10 protein-coding genes are annotated in these 15,560 nt (G+C 65.7%); 3 read left to right on the top strand and 7 right to left on the bottom strand.

Features of this window, described 5'->3' with window-relative positions; genetic code table 11:
* The first annotated feature begins 11 nt into the window (after positions 1-11).
* Positions 12-1,007 carry a KpsF/GutQ family sugar-phosphate isomerase gene (locus L879_RS0112540; RefSeq protein WP_027316408.1) on the top strand — a complete coding sequence of 332 codons (996 nt, stop codon included), beginning with the start codon at positions 12-14 and terminating at the stop codon, positions 1,005-1,007.
* Positions 1,008-1,080: 73 nt separating this feature from the next.
* On the opposite strand, the gene L879_RS0112535 is transcribed toward L879_RS0112540, so the two are convergent.
* The 6 genes from L879_RS0112535 to L879_RS0112510 all read right to left on the bottom strand — a co-directional run bounded on the left by L879_RS0112535 (position 1,081) and on the right by L879_RS0112510 (position 9,628).
* A complete protein-coding gene (locus L879_RS0112535; RefSeq protein WP_027316407.1) occupies positions 1,081-2,763 on the bottom strand; it encodes a methyl-accepting chemotaxis protein in 1,683 nt (560 codons plus the stop codon).
* Positions 2,764-2,973: 210 nt separating this feature from the next.
* On the bottom strand, positions 2,974-3,423 hold the full coding sequence (locus L879_RS0112530) for an NfeD family protein (RefSeq protein ID WP_027316406.1): 450 nt from the start codon (positions 3,421-3,423) through the stop codon (positions 2,974-2,976).
* A complete protein-coding gene (locus tag L879_RS0112525) occupies positions 3,420-4,403 on the bottom strand; it encodes an SPFH domain-containing protein (RefSeq protein ID WP_027316405.1) in 984 nt (327 codons plus the stop codon). Before L879_RS0112525 ends, L879_RS0112530 begins: the two co-directional genes overlap by 4 nt.
* Before the next feature lie 59 nt (positions 4,404-4,462).
* Entirely contained in the window at positions 4,463-5,527 is a 1,065-nt protein-coding gene (hemH, locus tag L879_RS0112520) for a ferrochelatase (RefSeq protein WP_027316404.1), read from the bottom strand.
* Between the two features lie 147 nt (positions 5,528-5,674).
* Entirely contained in the window at positions 5,675-7,882 is a 2,208-nt protein-coding gene (locus L879_RS22855; RefSeq protein ID WP_154664200.1) for a sensor histidine kinase, read from the bottom strand.
* A 234-nt stretch (positions 7,883-8,116) separates the two neighbouring features.
* Entirely contained in the window at positions 8,117-9,628 is a 1,512-nt protein-coding gene (locus L879_RS0112510; protein ID WP_051435281.1) for a bifunctional metallophosphatase/5'-nucleotidase, read from the bottom strand.
* A 198-nt stretch (positions 9,629-9,826) separates the two neighbouring features.
* Here L879_RS0112510 and ung point away from each other — a divergent pair, with 198 nt between their 5' ends.
* Together ung and L879_RS0112500 are read left to right on the top strand one after the other, a co-directional pair.
* On the top strand, positions 9,827-10,534 hold the full coding sequence (ung, locus tag L879_RS0112505) for a uracil-DNA glycosylase (RefSeq protein ID WP_027316401.1): 708 nt from the start codon (positions 9,827-9,829) through the stop codon (positions 10,532-10,534).
* A gap of 101 nt (positions 10,535-10,635) precedes the next feature.
* The gene (locus L879_RS0112500; protein ID WP_084020973.1) at positions 10,636-11,835 is read left to right on the top strand and encodes an amino acid aminotransferase; all 1,200 of its coding nucleotides are present in this window, start codon (positions 10,636-10,638) and stop codon (positions 11,833-11,835) included.
* A gap of 69 nt (positions 11,836-11,904) precedes the next feature.
* Here the strand turns inward: L879_RS0112500 and L879_RS0112495 are convergent, their stop codons facing one another.
* Positions 11,905-15,405, bottom strand: coding sequence for an indolepyruvate ferredoxin oxidoreductase family protein (locus tag L879_RS0112495; RefSeq protein ID WP_027316399.1), 3,501 nt, complete (start codon positions 15,403-15,405; stop codon positions 11,905-11,907).
* Between the last annotated feature and the right edge of the window lie 155 nt (positions 15,406-15,560).

Raw genomic sequence — 15,560 nt, 5'->3', positions numbered from 1 at the left:
GAGGAGCGGCCATGGCATTAGCAGAACCAGCCCCCCATTCGCCCGGCCCGGCCGTCGCCTCGGCCCTGCGCACCCTCGAAACCGAGCGGGACGGCCTGACCGCCCTGATGGACGCCATCGGCAACGGCCTCGGGGAGCCTTTCACGGCGGCCGTCGAGACCATCGCCGCCGCCAGGGGCCGGGTGATCGTGACCGGCATGGGCAAGTCCGGCCATGTGGGCCGCAAGATGGCCGCCACCCTCGCCTCCACCGGCACGCCCGCCTATTACGTGCACCCGGCCGAGGCGAGCCACGGCGATCTCGGCATGATCCAGACGGACGACGTGATCGTTGCCCTGTCCTGGTCCGGCGAGACCGCCGAGCTTGCCGACATCCTCGGCTATTCCCGCCGTTTCCGGGTCCCCCTGATCGCCCTCACCTCGAATGGCGCATCGACCCTGGGCCGGGCCGCCGATATCTGCCTGACCCTGCCGAAGACCCAGGAGGCCTGCCCCAACGGGCTCGCCCCCACCACGTCGACCACGATCCAGCTGGCCCTGGGCGATGCCCTGGCCGTCGCCCTGCTGGAGCGGCGCGGCTTCACGGCGGATCATTTCCGGGTGTTCCACCCCGGCGGAAAGCTCGGTGCGCGGCTCAAGCTCGTCCGGGACATCATGCACGTGGGCGAGCGCCTGCCCATCGTCGGCATCGACGCCCTCATGGGCGAGGCCATCGAGGAGATCGGCCGCAAAGGCTTCGGCGCCGTGATCGTGGTGAACGGGGACGGCACCCTTGCCGGCATCGTTACCGACGGCGACCTGCGCCGCAACCTCAAGCCCGACCTCGCGACGCTTCCCGTCACGTCCATCATGACGAAGACGCCGCGCACCATCGCGCCGGACGCCCTCGTGGTCACGGCCCTGGAGATGGAGGAAGCCTCGCGGATCACGGCCCTGATCGTGGTCGAGAACAGCCGGCCCGTCGGCCTCGTGCATTATCTCGACCTGCTGCGCGCAGGCGCGGCCTAACACCCGAAGAAAAGGCCGTCGCGCAAGCGCGATGGACCTCTTCCGATGGAGGCTCCGAAGCGATCCGGCTGCGTCAGGCGGCCTTCACGCTGGAGAGGAAGTCCGACACCTCACGACTGAGATCCTCCGAATGCCGCGCCAGCTCCTGGGCCGCGCCCAGCACCTGAATCGCGGCAGCGCCGGTTTCCCCAGCCCGTTCACGGACATGGCCGATGCTGCCGGTCACGGCTTCCGTACCGCGGGCCGCCTCCTGCACGTTGCGCGAGATTTCGCGGGTCGCGGCGCCCTGCTCCTCGATAGCGGCGGCGATGCCGGTCGAGATCTGCGACATCTCGGTGATCGTCTGCGCGATCTCGTGAATGGCCGCGACCACATCCTGCGTCGCATGCTGGATGCCCGCGATCTGGTGCGAAATCTCCTCGGTGGCCCTGGCGGTCTGGTTGGCCAGTTCCTTCACCTCGGCGGCCACCACGGCAAAGCCCCGTCCCGCCTCGCCCGCGCGGGCCGCCTCGATGGTGGCGTTGAGCGCGAGCAGGTTGGTCTGGCCGGCAATCGTGTTGATGAGCGCGATCACGTTGCCGATCTTCTCGGCGGTGCTCGCAAGGGATTGCACCGTCGTGTTGGTGCGCTGGGCTCCGGCAACCGCTTTTTCCGCAATCTGCGAGGATTGGCTGACCTGAGAGGCGATCTCCTGGATCGAGATGGACATCTCCTCGGTCGCGGCGGCCACCGTCTGCACATTGGCGGACGCCTGCTCCGCCGCCGATGCGACGCTCACCGATTGATGATTGGTCTGATCCGCGATCGAGCTCATGGACTGCGCGGTCGATTCCATCTCCGTGGCGGCGCTCGCCAGACTCTCGGTCAGGAGGGAGACGTTCATCTCGAAGCGCTTCGTCAGCTCGTCGAGCCTTTGCGCGCGGCGCGTCTTCGCATCGGCTTCGAGCGCCGCCTCCTCATCCGCCTGCTTCTTGGCGATCAGCGCATCCTTGAACACCTGGACGGCGTCGGCGATCTTGCCGAGCTCGGTCCGATAGCCGCGATAGGCAACCTGCGCCGTGAGATCGCCTTGCGCAAGAAGCCCCATGGACCGCGTGACGGAGGCAATCCCGGTGGACACCGTGCGCGTGATCAGGAAGGCCATGACGATGGCGAGGACGATTCCGGCGGCGAGAAAGCCGAGCATCAGGTTCTGCGTGGAAGCATAGACCTCCGACGCTTCCCGGCGCGCGTCCTGGGCTCCCACGGTGTTCCATGCGACGATCTGGTTCAGGACCTCGCTCATTTGCTGAGCGATGGGCAGAGCCTTGAGCGCATTGTAGTCGCGCGCCTCTTCGTATTTGTCGCCGTTGGACAGCTGGAAAACCGCATCGGCTTCCCGGTTGTAAGCGTTCCAGAGCTGCTCGAACTGCGTAAACAGCTTCCGGTCCTCCTCGAGGACGATCGTCTTTTCGTAGTTTCGCAGGGCGGCGGCGATCTTTTCACGCAGCTGGGTGATTTCCTGATCCACCAGGTGCTTGGTGAAGGCGCTCGCGATGATGTGCCTGAGGAGCGTTGCGCGGAACTCCTGGACCTCGGCATTGACTTCGCCGGCCTTCTCGATGCCGGCCATCCAGTGCTCGGCGATCTCGGTCGTCTCGGCGTTGATCCGCTGAAGGCCCCGGAGCCCCAGCAGGCCCAGCCCTGCGAGGAGCAGGACCAGAAAGGTGAACGCGCCAATGAGCTTGGCGCGGATGGAAAGCTTCTGGAGAGACATCTGCGTCTTACACGGCCTGCCCGCATCACCGCGAGGGGTTCGCGCCCCCACGACGCGACAGGTTCAGGTCAAGTAAATATTCCAGAAAATCGTGAATTTTCCCTTTCGGAATGTGACATAAAAATATTACAGAATATGTAATAATATTCTCAATAATCAGCTTTTTGCAGCGGACATTACGTCAAGCACAGGATCGGGTTTCGGCCCTCCTCAAGGATCGTCCACCACGAGGGTGGAGCCTTCGACCCTCACCACACGCACCTTCGCCCCGGCGAACCGGTCGGCGCCGGTCACGCGCCAGGAGCTGTCATCGACCCGGATCCGCCCCTCTCCGTCCTTGATCGGCGTCTCCAGGGTGAAGACGCGGCCGACGAGGGATTGCCCACGCTGATTGAGCATCTCGGCCTGCGGCTCGGGCTGCATCCTCGAGCGGGTGACGGTGCGGCCCAGGATCACCGCCGTAACGCAGAGGACGGCGAACACCAGCGATGCCGCCTGCCAGGACAGGCCGAGCGCCGCATCCAGGAGCCCGGTGGCGATGGCGGCGAGCCCCAGCCAGAGGAAGAAGGCTCCCGGGGCCACAAGCTCGACGCCGATCAGAACGACTCCGAGGATGATCCAGGCCCAGGCTCCCAGGCTGACGAACGCGTTCTGGATCATGAGCGCTCGGCTCCTCCGGAGACGGCCGGGACGCTGCGCGCGGGCCGCGTAGACGCTCCGCCCTCGCCGAACACCGACCTGGTGAGTTCCGCGATGCCGCCCAGCGTCCCGGCGAGCCCGGCCGCCTCGATGGGCACGATCACGACCTTCTGGTTGGGAGCGGAAGCGAGGGTGCGGATCGCGTCGATGTATTTTTCCGCCACGATGAAGTTGGCCGCGGCAAGATCGCCCCGGGTGATGGCGTCGCTGACCATGCCCGTGGCCTTCGCCTCGGCTTCGGCCTGCCGCTCGCGTGCCTCCGCATCGCGGAATGCCGCTTCCTTGCGCCCCTCGGCAGCCAGGATCTGCGACTGCTTCTGCCCTTCGGCCCGCAGGATCTCCGCCTGGCGTAGACCTTCCGCCTCGAGCACGGCGGCGCGCTTCTCGCGCTCGGCCTTCATCTGCCGCGCCATGGCGCCGGCAAGATCCGCCGGCGGGAGAATGTCCTTGATCTCGACGCGGGTGACCTTGGCGCCCCAGGGCGACGCGGCGGCGTCCACGACCCGCAGCAGCCGCTCATTGATCTCGTCGCGATGGGAGAGGAGCTGATCGAGATCCATGGACCCCACGACGGTGCGGATGTTGGTCATGGTGAGAACCAGGAGCGCCTGGTTCAGGTTGGCGACCTCGTAGGACGCGCGGGCGGCATCGAGCACCTGATAGAAGGCGGCCGCGTCGATGGTGACGCCGGCATTGTCCCGGGTGAAGGCCTCCTGGCTCGGAACGTCGAGCACCTGCTCCATGACGTTCACCTTTTTCCCGATCTGATCGATATAGGGCACGATCAGGCCCAGGCCCGGCGTGAGCGTGCGCGAATAGCGCCCGAATCGCTCGACGGTGTAGGCATACCCTTGCGGGACCGTTCTGATGCCCATGGCGATCGTCACGACGACGACGAGCACCAGAACGATGACGAAGATATCGAAACCACTCAGCGGCATGAGCCCCCCAGGCAACGGAGTTGCAGAGGGCTCAGGCTACCTCAAACAGGGCAGGAGTCCTAGATCCACCCCTGAAGCTCACGCTCCACGATGTGGTTGATCACGCGCATGCCTTCGGGAGAATCGTTGAGGCAGGGCAGATAGGCGAATTGCTCGCCGCCGTTGTGCATGAAGATCTCGCGGTTCTCGCCGTCGAGCTCCTCTAGGGTCTCCAGGCAATCCGCGGAGAAGCCCGGCGCGACGATCGCGAGCCGCTTCACGCCGCTTTTCGCGAGCGATTCGACAGTCTTGTCGGTGTAGGGCTGCAGCCATTCCGCCGGGCCGAACCGCGATTGGAAGCTCATGCGGAACTTGTCCGCCGGCCAGCCGAAGGCCTCGCGCATGAGGCGCCATGTCTTGGCGCAGTGGCAGTGATAGGGGTCGCCCTTCATGAGATACTCCTTCGGCACGCCGTGGAAGGAGACGAGGATCACCTCGGGCTCGAAGGGCAGCTTCGCCAGTTCCGCCCTCATGGAGGATACGACGGAATCGATATAGACCGGGTCGTCGTGATAGGGCGGCGAGACGCGGACGGCCGGCTGCCAGCGCATGTCCATGAGCGCGCGGAAGGCCTGATCGCAGGCCGTGGCGGAGGTCGCCGCCGAATATTGCGGATAGAGGGGCACCAGGAGAACGCGGTCGCAGCCCTGGTCGAGCAGAGCCTGGATGCGCTCGCGCACCTCCGGCTTGCCGTAGCGCATGGCCCAATCGACCGTGATCCTGTCGCCGCCGATGCTCTTCAGGTGCGCGGCCACCTTCTCGGCCTGGTTGCGGGTGATCGTCTTGAGGGGCCCCTCGTCGAGCTCCTTGTTCCAGATCGAGGCGTAGTCCCGACCCTTGGGACCGGGGCGCTTGGTCAGGATGATCAGGTTGAGAATGGGCCACCAGAGCAGGCGCGGCGTCTCGATCACGCGCCGGTCGGAGAGAAACTCCTTCAGGTAGCGCCGCATGGGCCAGTAGCTCGTGCCCTCCGGCGTGCCCAGGTTCATCAGCAGCACGCCGATCCGCCCGCTCCGCACAGCGGGGTGGTTCGCCGGACGGACGACGTTCACCTGCAAGTCGGTTGGTTTGACGATCTCGTTCATTCAAAGCCCCTTGGCCGCGGGAAGCCCTGGCGGGTCCCGCCCTGTCATGCCGCCTAGATAGGGGTTTTCCGGCATCCCGCCAACCGATCGGCCCTTCACATTGACGCGCCCGGCCGCAAAGTGGCTTTGCAGAAAACCTGCGGAGGCTCAGAACCCCGTCTCGGGATACGGCATCCGCTTGAGGTTCGCATCGATGGCCACCCGCAGGCCCGACGGGTCGAAATCCATCTCGACCTTCGCGTTGAGCTGGGTGGCGAGCACTCGGTGCAGAAGGCGCGAGCCGAAACCCTGCCGCGCCGGAGGCGCGACCTCGGGCCCGCCGCGCTCCTGCCAGACGAGGGTGAGGCGCAGGCCGTCCTCCAGGGGTTCGCTCTCCCAGGAAACGGCCACTTTTCCGCGGGGAACCGAGAGCGCACCGTATTTGGCCGCATTGGTCGTGAGCTCATGGATCGCCATGCCGAGAGGCACGGCCGCCTCCGACGGCAGCTCGACGGCGCCTCCCTCCAGGGTGATTCGCTCGCCCCTGGTGTCGTTGTAGGGGCGCAGCTCCTTCTCCAGGATCTCGCGCAGGGAGGCGGTCTGCCACACGGCTTCGGTCAGCAGGGAATGGGTGTTGGCAAGGGAAATGATGCGACCGACGAAGGCCTGATAGAAATCGTCGATGCTGAGCGCCGAGCGTGCCGTGGCCCCCACGACCGCCTGCACGGTGGCGAGCGTGTTCTTCACGCGGTGATGGAGCTCGCGGATGAGCAGCGATTGCTGCGTCTGCGCCTGCTTGCGCTCCTCGATCTCGCTCTGCGCATTGCGGTAGAGACGGCTGTTCTCGAGGGCGATGGCCGCCTGCGCCGTGAGACCCGCGAGCAGGCGCTCGGAGCGCTCGCCGAACATGCCCGGCTTCTCGTGGCCGAAGACGAGAATGCCGTGAACGTCGCCGGTCCGGAGCGGAACGGGAACCGCGATGAGGCTGCGGATGGCGGAATGGCCGGGTTGGCCATCGCCGGCGAGGGCGGCCCCGCCATCGGTCATGATCTGGGATAGATCGTCGAGAATGACGTTCTTGCCTTCAGCGAAGGCGGGCGCACAGACGGCCCGGATGTCGAGCGCGGCGAAAGCTCGGCGCAGATCCTCGGACGGGTACTGGCCGTAATGTTCCTTCCCATCCTGAGAGGCTCCGCAGAAAAAGGCCCCGAACTGGGCGCCGGTCAGCTCGATTCCGGCATCGACGACGCTCTCGATGATGCGGTCGAGGTCGAGCTCGGCCGCCAGGATGCTGCCTGTTCGATTAAGGATTTCCAGCGCAGCCGTTTCCGTGCGCAGCTCGCGGGTCCGCATGGCCACCTGGCGCTCCAGGAGCGTGGCCGTGGTAGCCTGCTCACGGAATTGCCGGGAAGCGAGCGTCGTCAGAGCCAGGAGCGCCAGCAGGGCGATCAGCGCGAAGGCGCCATAGAGCCGCGTCTGCACGAGCCATTGCGACCGGTAAGCGTCCTGCGGCATGCTGGCATGGATGAAGAGCGGCATCGCGCCGACCTGCCGGTAGGCACCGATACGGTCGGCGCCCAAGCTGACGAAGGAGTAGAGCCCGGCATGGACTGACGATTCGAGTGCCTTGTCGAAGGCCGCCTTGTCGATGGGCGCGAAGGAGAGAGCGTCCGGCGGCGGCGGATACTGCGCGATCACGGCCCCGTCGGAGGCGCGCATCAGCGCGATCCGGCTCCCCTTCGGCAAGCGCAGCTTCGACCAGTAATCGTAGAAATAGGACAGGGCGACGGTCACCGAAGCGGTGCCGTCGAATTCGGCATTTCCGTTCTGCAGGCGCCGGCTGATCATGAAGGTCGGCTCCTTGGTCAGCCGCCCGACGATCGGCTGGCCGATGAAGAGGCCCCGGTCCCGCATCGCCTGGGCCTCGAAGGCATCGCGCCCGGAAACGTTCGCCACGGGCGTCGGGAACTGCGCCGATGTGAGACGAAGGCGGCCGCTCGCATCGTTGAGCCACACATCCTCGATATACGGCAAGGCTTCCTGCACGGCGCGGATCTGCTCCCACAGGGCCCGTGACGTCTCCACCTGCTCCCAGCCCTGTTTATGCGTCAGAGCCGTGGTCTGCTTCAGGGTCAGGTCCGTCACCTCGATCAGCCTGGCCGCATGATCCGCGAGGAAGAACGCCGCATTCCCGAGATCGTCCTCGTTGCGCTGGATCAGACGGTTGCGCTGCTCCCAGGTGACATAGCCGAAGGTCAGCAGGATGAACGTGACGCCGAGCAATCCCATCACGAGAGCCAGCCGTCCCCGCACGAGTGAGCGGCGGCGGCGCTTCTGTGACGGACTCAAGGATTCCGGAAGCGAGTAGAACTGCAAGAGATGATCGCTTTGGTTATGAAGTTTCGCCTTTGCGCGCGCCCAGAATGGCACGGCAATCTCCGTCGATGGAGAGGAAATCTACGTTCTATTTCCTGAATGACCAGAGGCGAGCGCCAGATACCGGCATCGCCAGGGACAAGATGCCCCAGAGCAGGATATCGGCAGCATTGCCGCATGAAAAACGCCGGGGCCCTTGCGAGCCCCGGCGCGGGAAAAAAGCTGCGGCGCGGATCAGCGCAGGACGACGCGTCCCTCGACCTTCGGCGCGACCTTGCCCGCCTTCGCCACGTAATCGATCACCTGGCTTGCCATGAGCTGGCTCGCCGAGACGTCGATGAGCGACTTGGCGTTGGCGAACATGCGGTAGCCGTCGCCGCCGCGGGCCACGAAGTCGTTGGTCGCGAGCTTGTAGGTCTTGGCCGGATCGAGCGGCTGGCCGTTGATCTTGACCGACTTCACCCGGCTGCCGACCGGCTCCTTCACGTCGACCTCGGCCACGATGCCCGACACCTGCGGGAAGCGTCCGCCCAGCTCGCGCACCTGGCTCACGCCGTTCTCCAGCGCGTCCTTGATCTGCGCGCCGGTGACCTCGAGCAGCACGGTGGTGTTGCCGAAGGGCATCTCGGAGAGGATATCGCGACGGGTCAGCTTCTGGCCGGCCTGGTACTGCTTGTCCGCACGGATGCCACCGCCATTGGTGAGGGCGACATCGGCCCCGACGGCGGCCTTGAGCGCATCGGCGATCAGGTTGCCCATGGCGGCCTCGCCTCCGCGAACCGTGGCGCGGCGGCTGTCGAGAGGCGTTTCCGTCACGCCGACCTCGACGTCGAGCTCCTTGGACAGCTTGTCCTCGTAGCCCTTCACCACGGCCTCGATATCGGGATCGGGCTTCACGGTCGCGCTGTCGACGATGCGGAAGTTCGGCGTCCAGGTGACGGAGGTCTTGCCGTCCTTCGTGGCCTTGGTAACGGCGAGCTCGATCACGTTGATGTAATTGCCCTGCGATTCCGATTCCGACAGGACCACCTTGCCGTCGTAGAAGGCGATCAGGTGCTCGTCATGGCCGCCGATGATGACGTCCACGCCGGCGGAGCGGCCGATGATCATGTCCACTTCGAGCGGCGTATGCGCGATGGCGACCACGATGTCGGCGCCCTTCTCGCGCAGTTCCTTGGACTTCGCGCGGGCGGTGTCGATCGTGGAGGAGAACTTGATGTTGCCGGGGCTCGACGCGATGGGCGTCTCCTCGGTGGTGAGGCCGAAGAAGCCGATCTTCACGCCCTGAACCTCGACCATCTTGTCGGGCTTGGTGTTCTCGGGCAGACCGTTGCCGTCGACGATGTTGGTGGCCAGCACGTCGAACTTGGCCTCCTTCATGCGGGCGCGGAAGGCGTCGGGACCCAGGTCGAACTCGTGGTTGCCCGGGGCCATCGCATCGACGCCCATGCGGTTCAGGATGTCGATGATGTGGGCGCCCTTGTCGAAGCCCGACAGGAGCGAGGGGGAAATCGTGTCGCCGGCATGGATGAAGAAGGCATTGCCCTTGGCCTTCTCTTCCTTGATCACCGTTGCGAGCTTGGCGAAGCCGCCGCGACCCTTTTCAGGGCTCATGCGGTCGATATCGTTGGTCTGGACGAAGCGGATCGTCACGGCCTCCTGCGCCAGGGCCGTGCCCGACAAAAGCAGGGATAATCCGAGAAACCCGGCGCGCAGGGCGGCGGAGGGGCGGCTCTGAAGCATCATGAAAAGTCCTCGTAGCAGGTTGGTTCCAGTGTTACGGACGCGGAACCTAGACGGGAAACGTGTCACATCGGTAACATTCTGTCGATATTCACAGCGCCCGGATCGGCGGCACTCCCGATGTCTTTTTCATCTGGCCCTGCCAAACCCCGCGGCGCATCCAGCGACCGGCCCACATCTTACCTAAAGGCACCCAAGCTCATGACCGGACCGATCAGCCAGGCCCTCGCCGCTTTCCGGGCCAAGCCCCAGGCCGCGGGATGGCTCACGCTCCCCTTCTTCAAGGATGGAAGCGCGGAGGCGGTCGCCGCCAAGGTCGATGCGGTGGTTGCCTCCGGCGTTCAGGTGCTCCCTCCCCCCGATCTGGTCTTCACGAGCCTGACGCTGACGCCGCTCGACAGGGTGAAGGTGGTCGTCCTGGGCCAGGACCCCTACCCGACGCCGGGCGACGCCCATGGGCTGGCCTTTTCCTATCGCGGCACCCGGCGCCTGCCCGCCTCCCTCCGCACGATCCTCACTGAGATGGCGGCGGATCTGGACGTGCCCATGCCGAAATCGGGCGATCTGACGCAATGGGCCAAGCAGGGCGTTCTCCTCCTGAACACCGCCCTGACGGTCGAGGCGGGCAAGTCCGGGGCCCATATGAAGTTCGGCTGGTCTGAGCTGGTCGATCAGGCGGTCGCCGCGATCTCCGAGCGGCAGCCCGCCGTCGTCTTCCTGCTCTGGGGCGCCCCCGCCCGCAAGCGCGCCGCGCTCGTGGACCGGAGGAAGCATCTCGTCATCGAGGCAGGGCATCCCTCCCCGCTGAACCGGCTGAAGGATTTTCGCGGCACGAGGCCCTTCAGCCGCGCCAATGCGTGGCTCGCGGAGAAGGGACTGGCGCCGGTGGACTGGCGTTTGGATGCCTGAAGTTCCACGAAGTTCCTTGCGGAGGAGCCCCACCAGGGGCTAGGTCTCGCGACAGGCATTTGCGGCGGCATCGCGCCGTCGCAACAGGCTTGGAGATCAGCATGACGGAATCCCTGTTCGGACAGGTGGAAGCCTTCGCGGGCGACCCGATCCTGTCCCTCAACGACAGCTTCAAGGCCGACCCGCGCGACCGGAAGGTCAATCTCAGCATCGGCGTCTACACGGATGAACACGGCCGCATCCCCGTGCTGGGCTCGGTCCGCGCCGCCTACGAGCGCATCGGCTTCGCCGAACGCCCCTACCTTCCGATGGAGGGCCATGCGCTCTACCGCGACGGCGTCCAGAAGCTCGTCTTCGGCGCGTCCCATCCGGCTCTTTCCGACAAGCGCATCGCGACGATCCAGACCATCGGCGGCACGGGCGCTGTCGGCATCGCCGCCGATTTCCTGGCCAAGCACACCCCCGGCCGCACCGTGCTCGTGAGCGACCCGACCTGGGAGAACCATCACGGCCTGTTCCAGCGGGCGGGCTTCAAGACGGCGACCTATCCCTATTGGGACCGCGCCAGCCGGTCCGTGGATTTCGACGGCATGGTCAAGGCGCTGGACGCGGCGGAAGCGGGCTCCATCGTGGTGCTCCAGCCCGTCTGCCACAACCCGACCGGGGTCGATCTCGACGAGGCGCAGCAGGCGGCCGTCACGGACCTTCTCGTCGCCAAGGGCCATATCGTCGTGTTCGACATGGCCTATCAGGGCTTCGGCACCAGCCTCGAGGCCGATGCCGCCTTCGTGCGCCGTTATGCGGCGCGCGCGAGCTGCCTCGTCGCCAATTCCTTCTCGAAGAACTTCTCGCTCTATGGCGAGCGCTGCGGCGGCCTGAGCGTCGTCTGCCGCGACCGGGATGAGGCCGAGCGCGTGCTGGGGCAACTCAAGCTCGCGGTGCGCCGCAGCTATTCGAGCCCGCCCATGACGGGCGGCCTGCTCGTGGGAACGGTGCTCGGCAACGACGATCTGCGCGCCCAATGGACCCGCGAGGTCGAAACCATGCGCAACCGCATGGATGCGATGCGCAAGCTCCTGGCCGAAGAGATCCGCAAGCTGTCGAACGAGGTGGATATAGGCTTCCTGCTGAACCAGCGCGGCATGTTCAGCTTCACCGGACTCACCGAGCAGCAGGTTACTGCCCTGCGCGAGCGGGACGGCGTCTATCTCGTCGGCTCGGGGCGCATGTGCGTGGCGGGCCTCAACGAGGCCAACGTGCCGACGGTCGCGAAAAGCTTCGTGGACGTGAGCCAGGGTTAAACTCACGACCCGTCATCCCGGACGGCGCAAAGCGGCGATCCGGGATGACGTTTTTCGCTCGAGCGCGATTTACTCCGCCGCGATCGGCATCTTCTGCGGCTCGGCGCGGAACCGCGCGAGAAGATCCGCCTCTTCCGCCTTCGCCGCCGTCAGGTTCCGCTCCTTCACGTGGCCGAAGCCGCGGATCTTCTGCGGAACGGCGGCAAGCCCCACCGCAACCGCGTGATTGCCGGCGTCGAGCTTCGCCACGATCTCACCGATCAAGCTCTCGAAATCATGAATGAGCTGGCGCTCGGTGCGGCGCTCATGGGTATAGCCGAAGACGTCGAGCGGCGTGCCGCGCAGGCCTTTGAACCTTGCCAGAACGCGCATGGCCTGCATCATCCACGGACCGAGGCTCATCTTGCGCGGCAGGCCCGTCACCGGGTCCTTCCTGGCGAGAAGGGGCGGCGCCATGTGGAACTCGTAGCGCAGGTTATCGCCCTCGAAGGCCGAGGCGACCTGCCGCTCGAAATCGCCGTTCGTATAGAGGCGCGCCACCTCGTACTCGTCCTTGTAGGCCATGAGCTTGAAGAGCGAACGGGCGACCGCATCGGTGAGCGCCGTCGCGCCGGGCACGGCGGCGGATTCGGCTGCGCGCACGCGCTCCACTTGGCTGCGATAGCGCCTGGCGTAACGCTTGCTCTGATAGCCTTCGAGAAACGCGGCCCGGCGCTCGATCACCTCGTCCAGGGTGTCGGACAGCTTGCGCGATTCGGTCGGCGCCTTCAGCGCGCTCATCATGGCGGCGATCCGCTCGGGCTCGGCGGCCGCGCGGCGGCCCCAGGCGAAGGCGGAAAGATTCATCTTCACCGCCTCGCCGTTGAGTTCGATGGCCTTTTCGATGGCTTCGCCAGAGAGCGGGATGAGGCCCGTCTGGTAGGCATAGCCCAGCATGAACATGTTGGCGGCAATCGCATTGCCGAGGAGCGCGGTGGCGATGGCCGTCGCATCGACGAAGGACACGCCCTCCTTGCCGGCGGCCGATGTGATCGCGCGCTTGAGGCGCTCGGTCGGCAGGGAGAAGTCGGCGTTGCGGGTGAACTCGCCGGGCATCACCTCCGCCGTGTTCACCACAAGCGCGGTCTGCCCCTGCTTCACCGAGGCCAGCACTTTCTTGGTGCCCGTGACAACCAGATCGCAGCCGAGAACGAGATGCGCGGAGTCCGCGCTCACGCGGATGGCGTGGATGTCGTCCTGGTTATTGGCGAGGCGCACATGGCTGTAGACCGCGCCGCCCTTCTGGGCGAGGCCGGCCATGTCGATCATGCCCAGTCCCTTGCCTTCGAGATGCGCCGCCATGCCGAGGATCGCGCCGATGGTGACGACGCCCGTGCCGCCCACCCCCGTCACGATGATGTTGAAGGTGCGGTCGATGGAAGGCAGCGCCGGGTCGGGCAGCGGCGCGAACGTCATGCCGTCCGGCGAGACGGTTTCCGGCGCCGCCTTTCTCACCTTCGCGCCGTGCACGGTCACGAAGGAAGGGCAGAAGCCGTTCACGCAGGAGAAATCCTTGTTGCAGTTCGACTGGTCGATCTGCCGCTTGCGGCCGAACTCGGTCTCCACGGGCTGCACGGCTACGCAGTTGGACTGCACGGAGCAATCGCCGCAGGCCTCGCAGACGAGATCGTTGATGATGACGCGCTTGTCCGGATCAGGGAACTCGCCCCGCTTGCGGCGGCGGCGCTTTTCCGAGGCGCAGGTCTGGTCGTAGATCATCACCGTCACGCCGGGAATTTCCGCGAGCTGGCGCTGCACGGCCTCGAGCTCGCTGCGATGATGGATCGTCATGCCGGACGGCCAGCGCATCTCCTTCGGATATTTGTGCGGCTCGTCGGTGACGAGGGCGATGCGCTCCACGCCCTCCTCGCGCACCTGGCGCGCGATCATGTCGACGGTGAGCTTGCCCTCGTGCGGCTGGCCGCCGGTCATGGCGACCGCATCGTTGAAGAGGATCTTGTAGGTGACGTGGGTCTTGGTGTGGATCGACCAGCGCAGGGCCAGGATGCCGGAATGGTTGTAGGTGCCGTCGCCCAGATTCTGGAACACGTGCCCGCGCTTGGAGAACGGCGCCTCGCCGATCCAGTTCGCGCCCTCGCCGCCCATCTGCGTGAAGCCCTCGGTGGAGCGGTCCATCCACTGCACCATGTAATGGCAGCCGATGCCCGCATAGGCGCGCATGCCCTCCGGCACTTTCGTGGAGGTGTTGTGCGGACAGCCGGAGCAGAAATGCGGCACGCGGTTCGCCACGTCGCCCGTGGTCGCCAGCACCTCCTGCGCATGGCGAAGCCGCGCCACGCGGCCGCGCAGATCGTCGTTGTTGTGATAGGCGAGAAGACGTTCGCCGATGGCGATCGCGATGTCGTTGGGATCGAGCGCGCCCTTCACGGGGAAGAGCCAGCGGCCCTCCTCGTCCTTCTTGCCGATGCAGACCGGCTGGTTGGCCGTGCCGTAAAGCTCCTCGCGCAGCTGCACCTCGATGAGCGAGCGCTTCTCCTCGACGACGATGACCTTGTCGAGCCCCCGCGCGAAGTCGACGAGCTCGCGTTGCGAGAGCGGCCAGGGGCAGGCGACCTTGTAGAGGCGCAGCCCCATGTCGTTCGCCTTCACCTCGTCGAGGCCGAGCTCGTCGAGCGCCTGGCGCACGTCGAGATAGGACTTGCCGACGGTGATGATGCCGATCTTCGGATTGCGGCCGCCGGAGAGAACGATGCGGTTGAGGTTGTTGGCGCGCACGAAGGCTAGCATGGCGTCGCGCTTGAAATCCTGAAGGCGCGCCTCCTGGTCGAGCACGCCGTCGCGGTTGCGGATGTTGAGCCCGCCCGGAGGCATCGCGAAATCGTCGGGCATGACGATCTTTACCCGGTCCAGCGACCCATCGACGGAGGCGGTGGATTCGATGTTGTCCTTCACGCATTTGAAGGCGACCCAGGTGCCGCAGAAGCGGCTCATGGCATAGCCGTAAAGGCCGTAATCGAGGATCTCCTGAACGCCCGCCGGGTTCAGGATCGGTATCATCACATCGACGAAGTGGAACTCGGACTGGTGCGCGACGGTGGAGGATTCCGCCGTGTGGTCGTCGCCCATCAGCGCCAGCACGCCGCCATGCTTCGAGGACCCGGCCATGTTGGCGTGGCGGAACACGTCGCCCGAGCGGTCGACGCCCGGACCCTTGCCGTACCAGAGGCCGAAGACGCCGTCATGCTTGCCGTCGCCGCGGATCTCGGCCTGCTGCGAGCCCCACACGGCGGTGGCTGCCAGTTCCTCGTTGAGGCCCGGCTGGAAAACGATGTTCGAGGCCTCCAGCCATTTCCGGGCCCGCCAGAGATTCTGGTCGAGCCCGCCGATGGGGGAGCCGCGATAGCCGGAGACGAACCCAGCCGTGTCGAGGCCCGCCAGCCGGTCACGCTCGCGCTGCATCAGCAGCATGCGGATGACGGCCTGCGTGCCCGTGATGAAGATGTGATCCTTTGACAGGTCGTATTTGTCGTCGAGCGACACGCTACGCAGCGCACCATGACCTTCGGCCATTACCCGTTTCCCTCCTGGAGCCTTTGCTCCGCTGCCGGTGATCCGGTCTTCTTCTCGTTGAATATGTCAGTAATGCTGACATATCTTCCAAAGCCCGTCAATCGAGGCCTTTCGCCCGCGCCATCGTTTCGCCTCTGTTAACCATAGAACCCTCA

It is taken from the genome of Microvirga flocculans ATCC BAA-817 (assembly GCF_000518665.1).
Classification (GTDB): domain Bacteria; phylum Pseudomonadota; class Alphaproteobacteria; order Rhizobiales; family Beijerinckiaceae; genus Microvirga; species Microvirga flocculans.
The sequence above is the reverse complement of the archived record's forward strand: the minus strand, read 5'-3'. Positions and strand labels throughout refer to the sequence as shown.

Bases quoted from the DNA above. Each gene is read 5' to 3' on its own strand.
- L879_RS0112540 (WP_027316408.1), top strand. From the start codon at position 12: ATGGCATTAGCAGAACCAGCCCCCCATTCGCCCGGCCCGGCCGTCGCC.
- L879_RS0112535 (WP_027316407.1), bottom strand. From the start codon at position 2,763: ATGTCTCTCCAGAAGCTTTCCATCCGCGCCAAGCTCATTGGCGCGTTC.
- L879_RS0112530 (WP_027316406.1), bottom strand. From the start codon at position 3,423: ATGATCCAGAACGCGTTCGTCAGCCTGGGAGCCTGGGCCTGGATCATC.
- L879_RS0112525 (WP_027316405.1), bottom strand. From the start codon at position 4,403: ATGCCGCTGAGTGGTTTCGATATCTTCGTCATCGTTCTGGTGCTCGTC.
- hemH (WP_027316404.1), bottom strand. From the start codon at position 5,527: ATGAACGAGATCGTCAAACCAACCGACTTGCAGGTGAACGTCGTCCGT.
- L879_RS0112510 (WP_051435281.1), bottom strand. From the start codon at position 9,628: ATGATGCTTCAGAGCCGCCCCTCCGCCGCCCTGCGCGCCGGGTTTCTC.
- ung (WP_027316401.1), top strand. From the start codon at position 9,827: ATGACCGGACCGATCAGCCAGGCCCTCGCCGCTTTCCGGGCCAAGCCC.
- L879_RS0112500 (WP_084020973.1), top strand. From the start codon at position 10,636: ATGACGGAATCCCTGTTCGGACAGGTGGAAGCCTTCGCGGGCGACCCG.
- L879_RS0112495 (WP_027316399.1), bottom strand. From the start codon at position 15,405: ATGGCCGAAGGTCATGGTGCGCTGCGTAGCGTGTCGCTCGACGACAAA.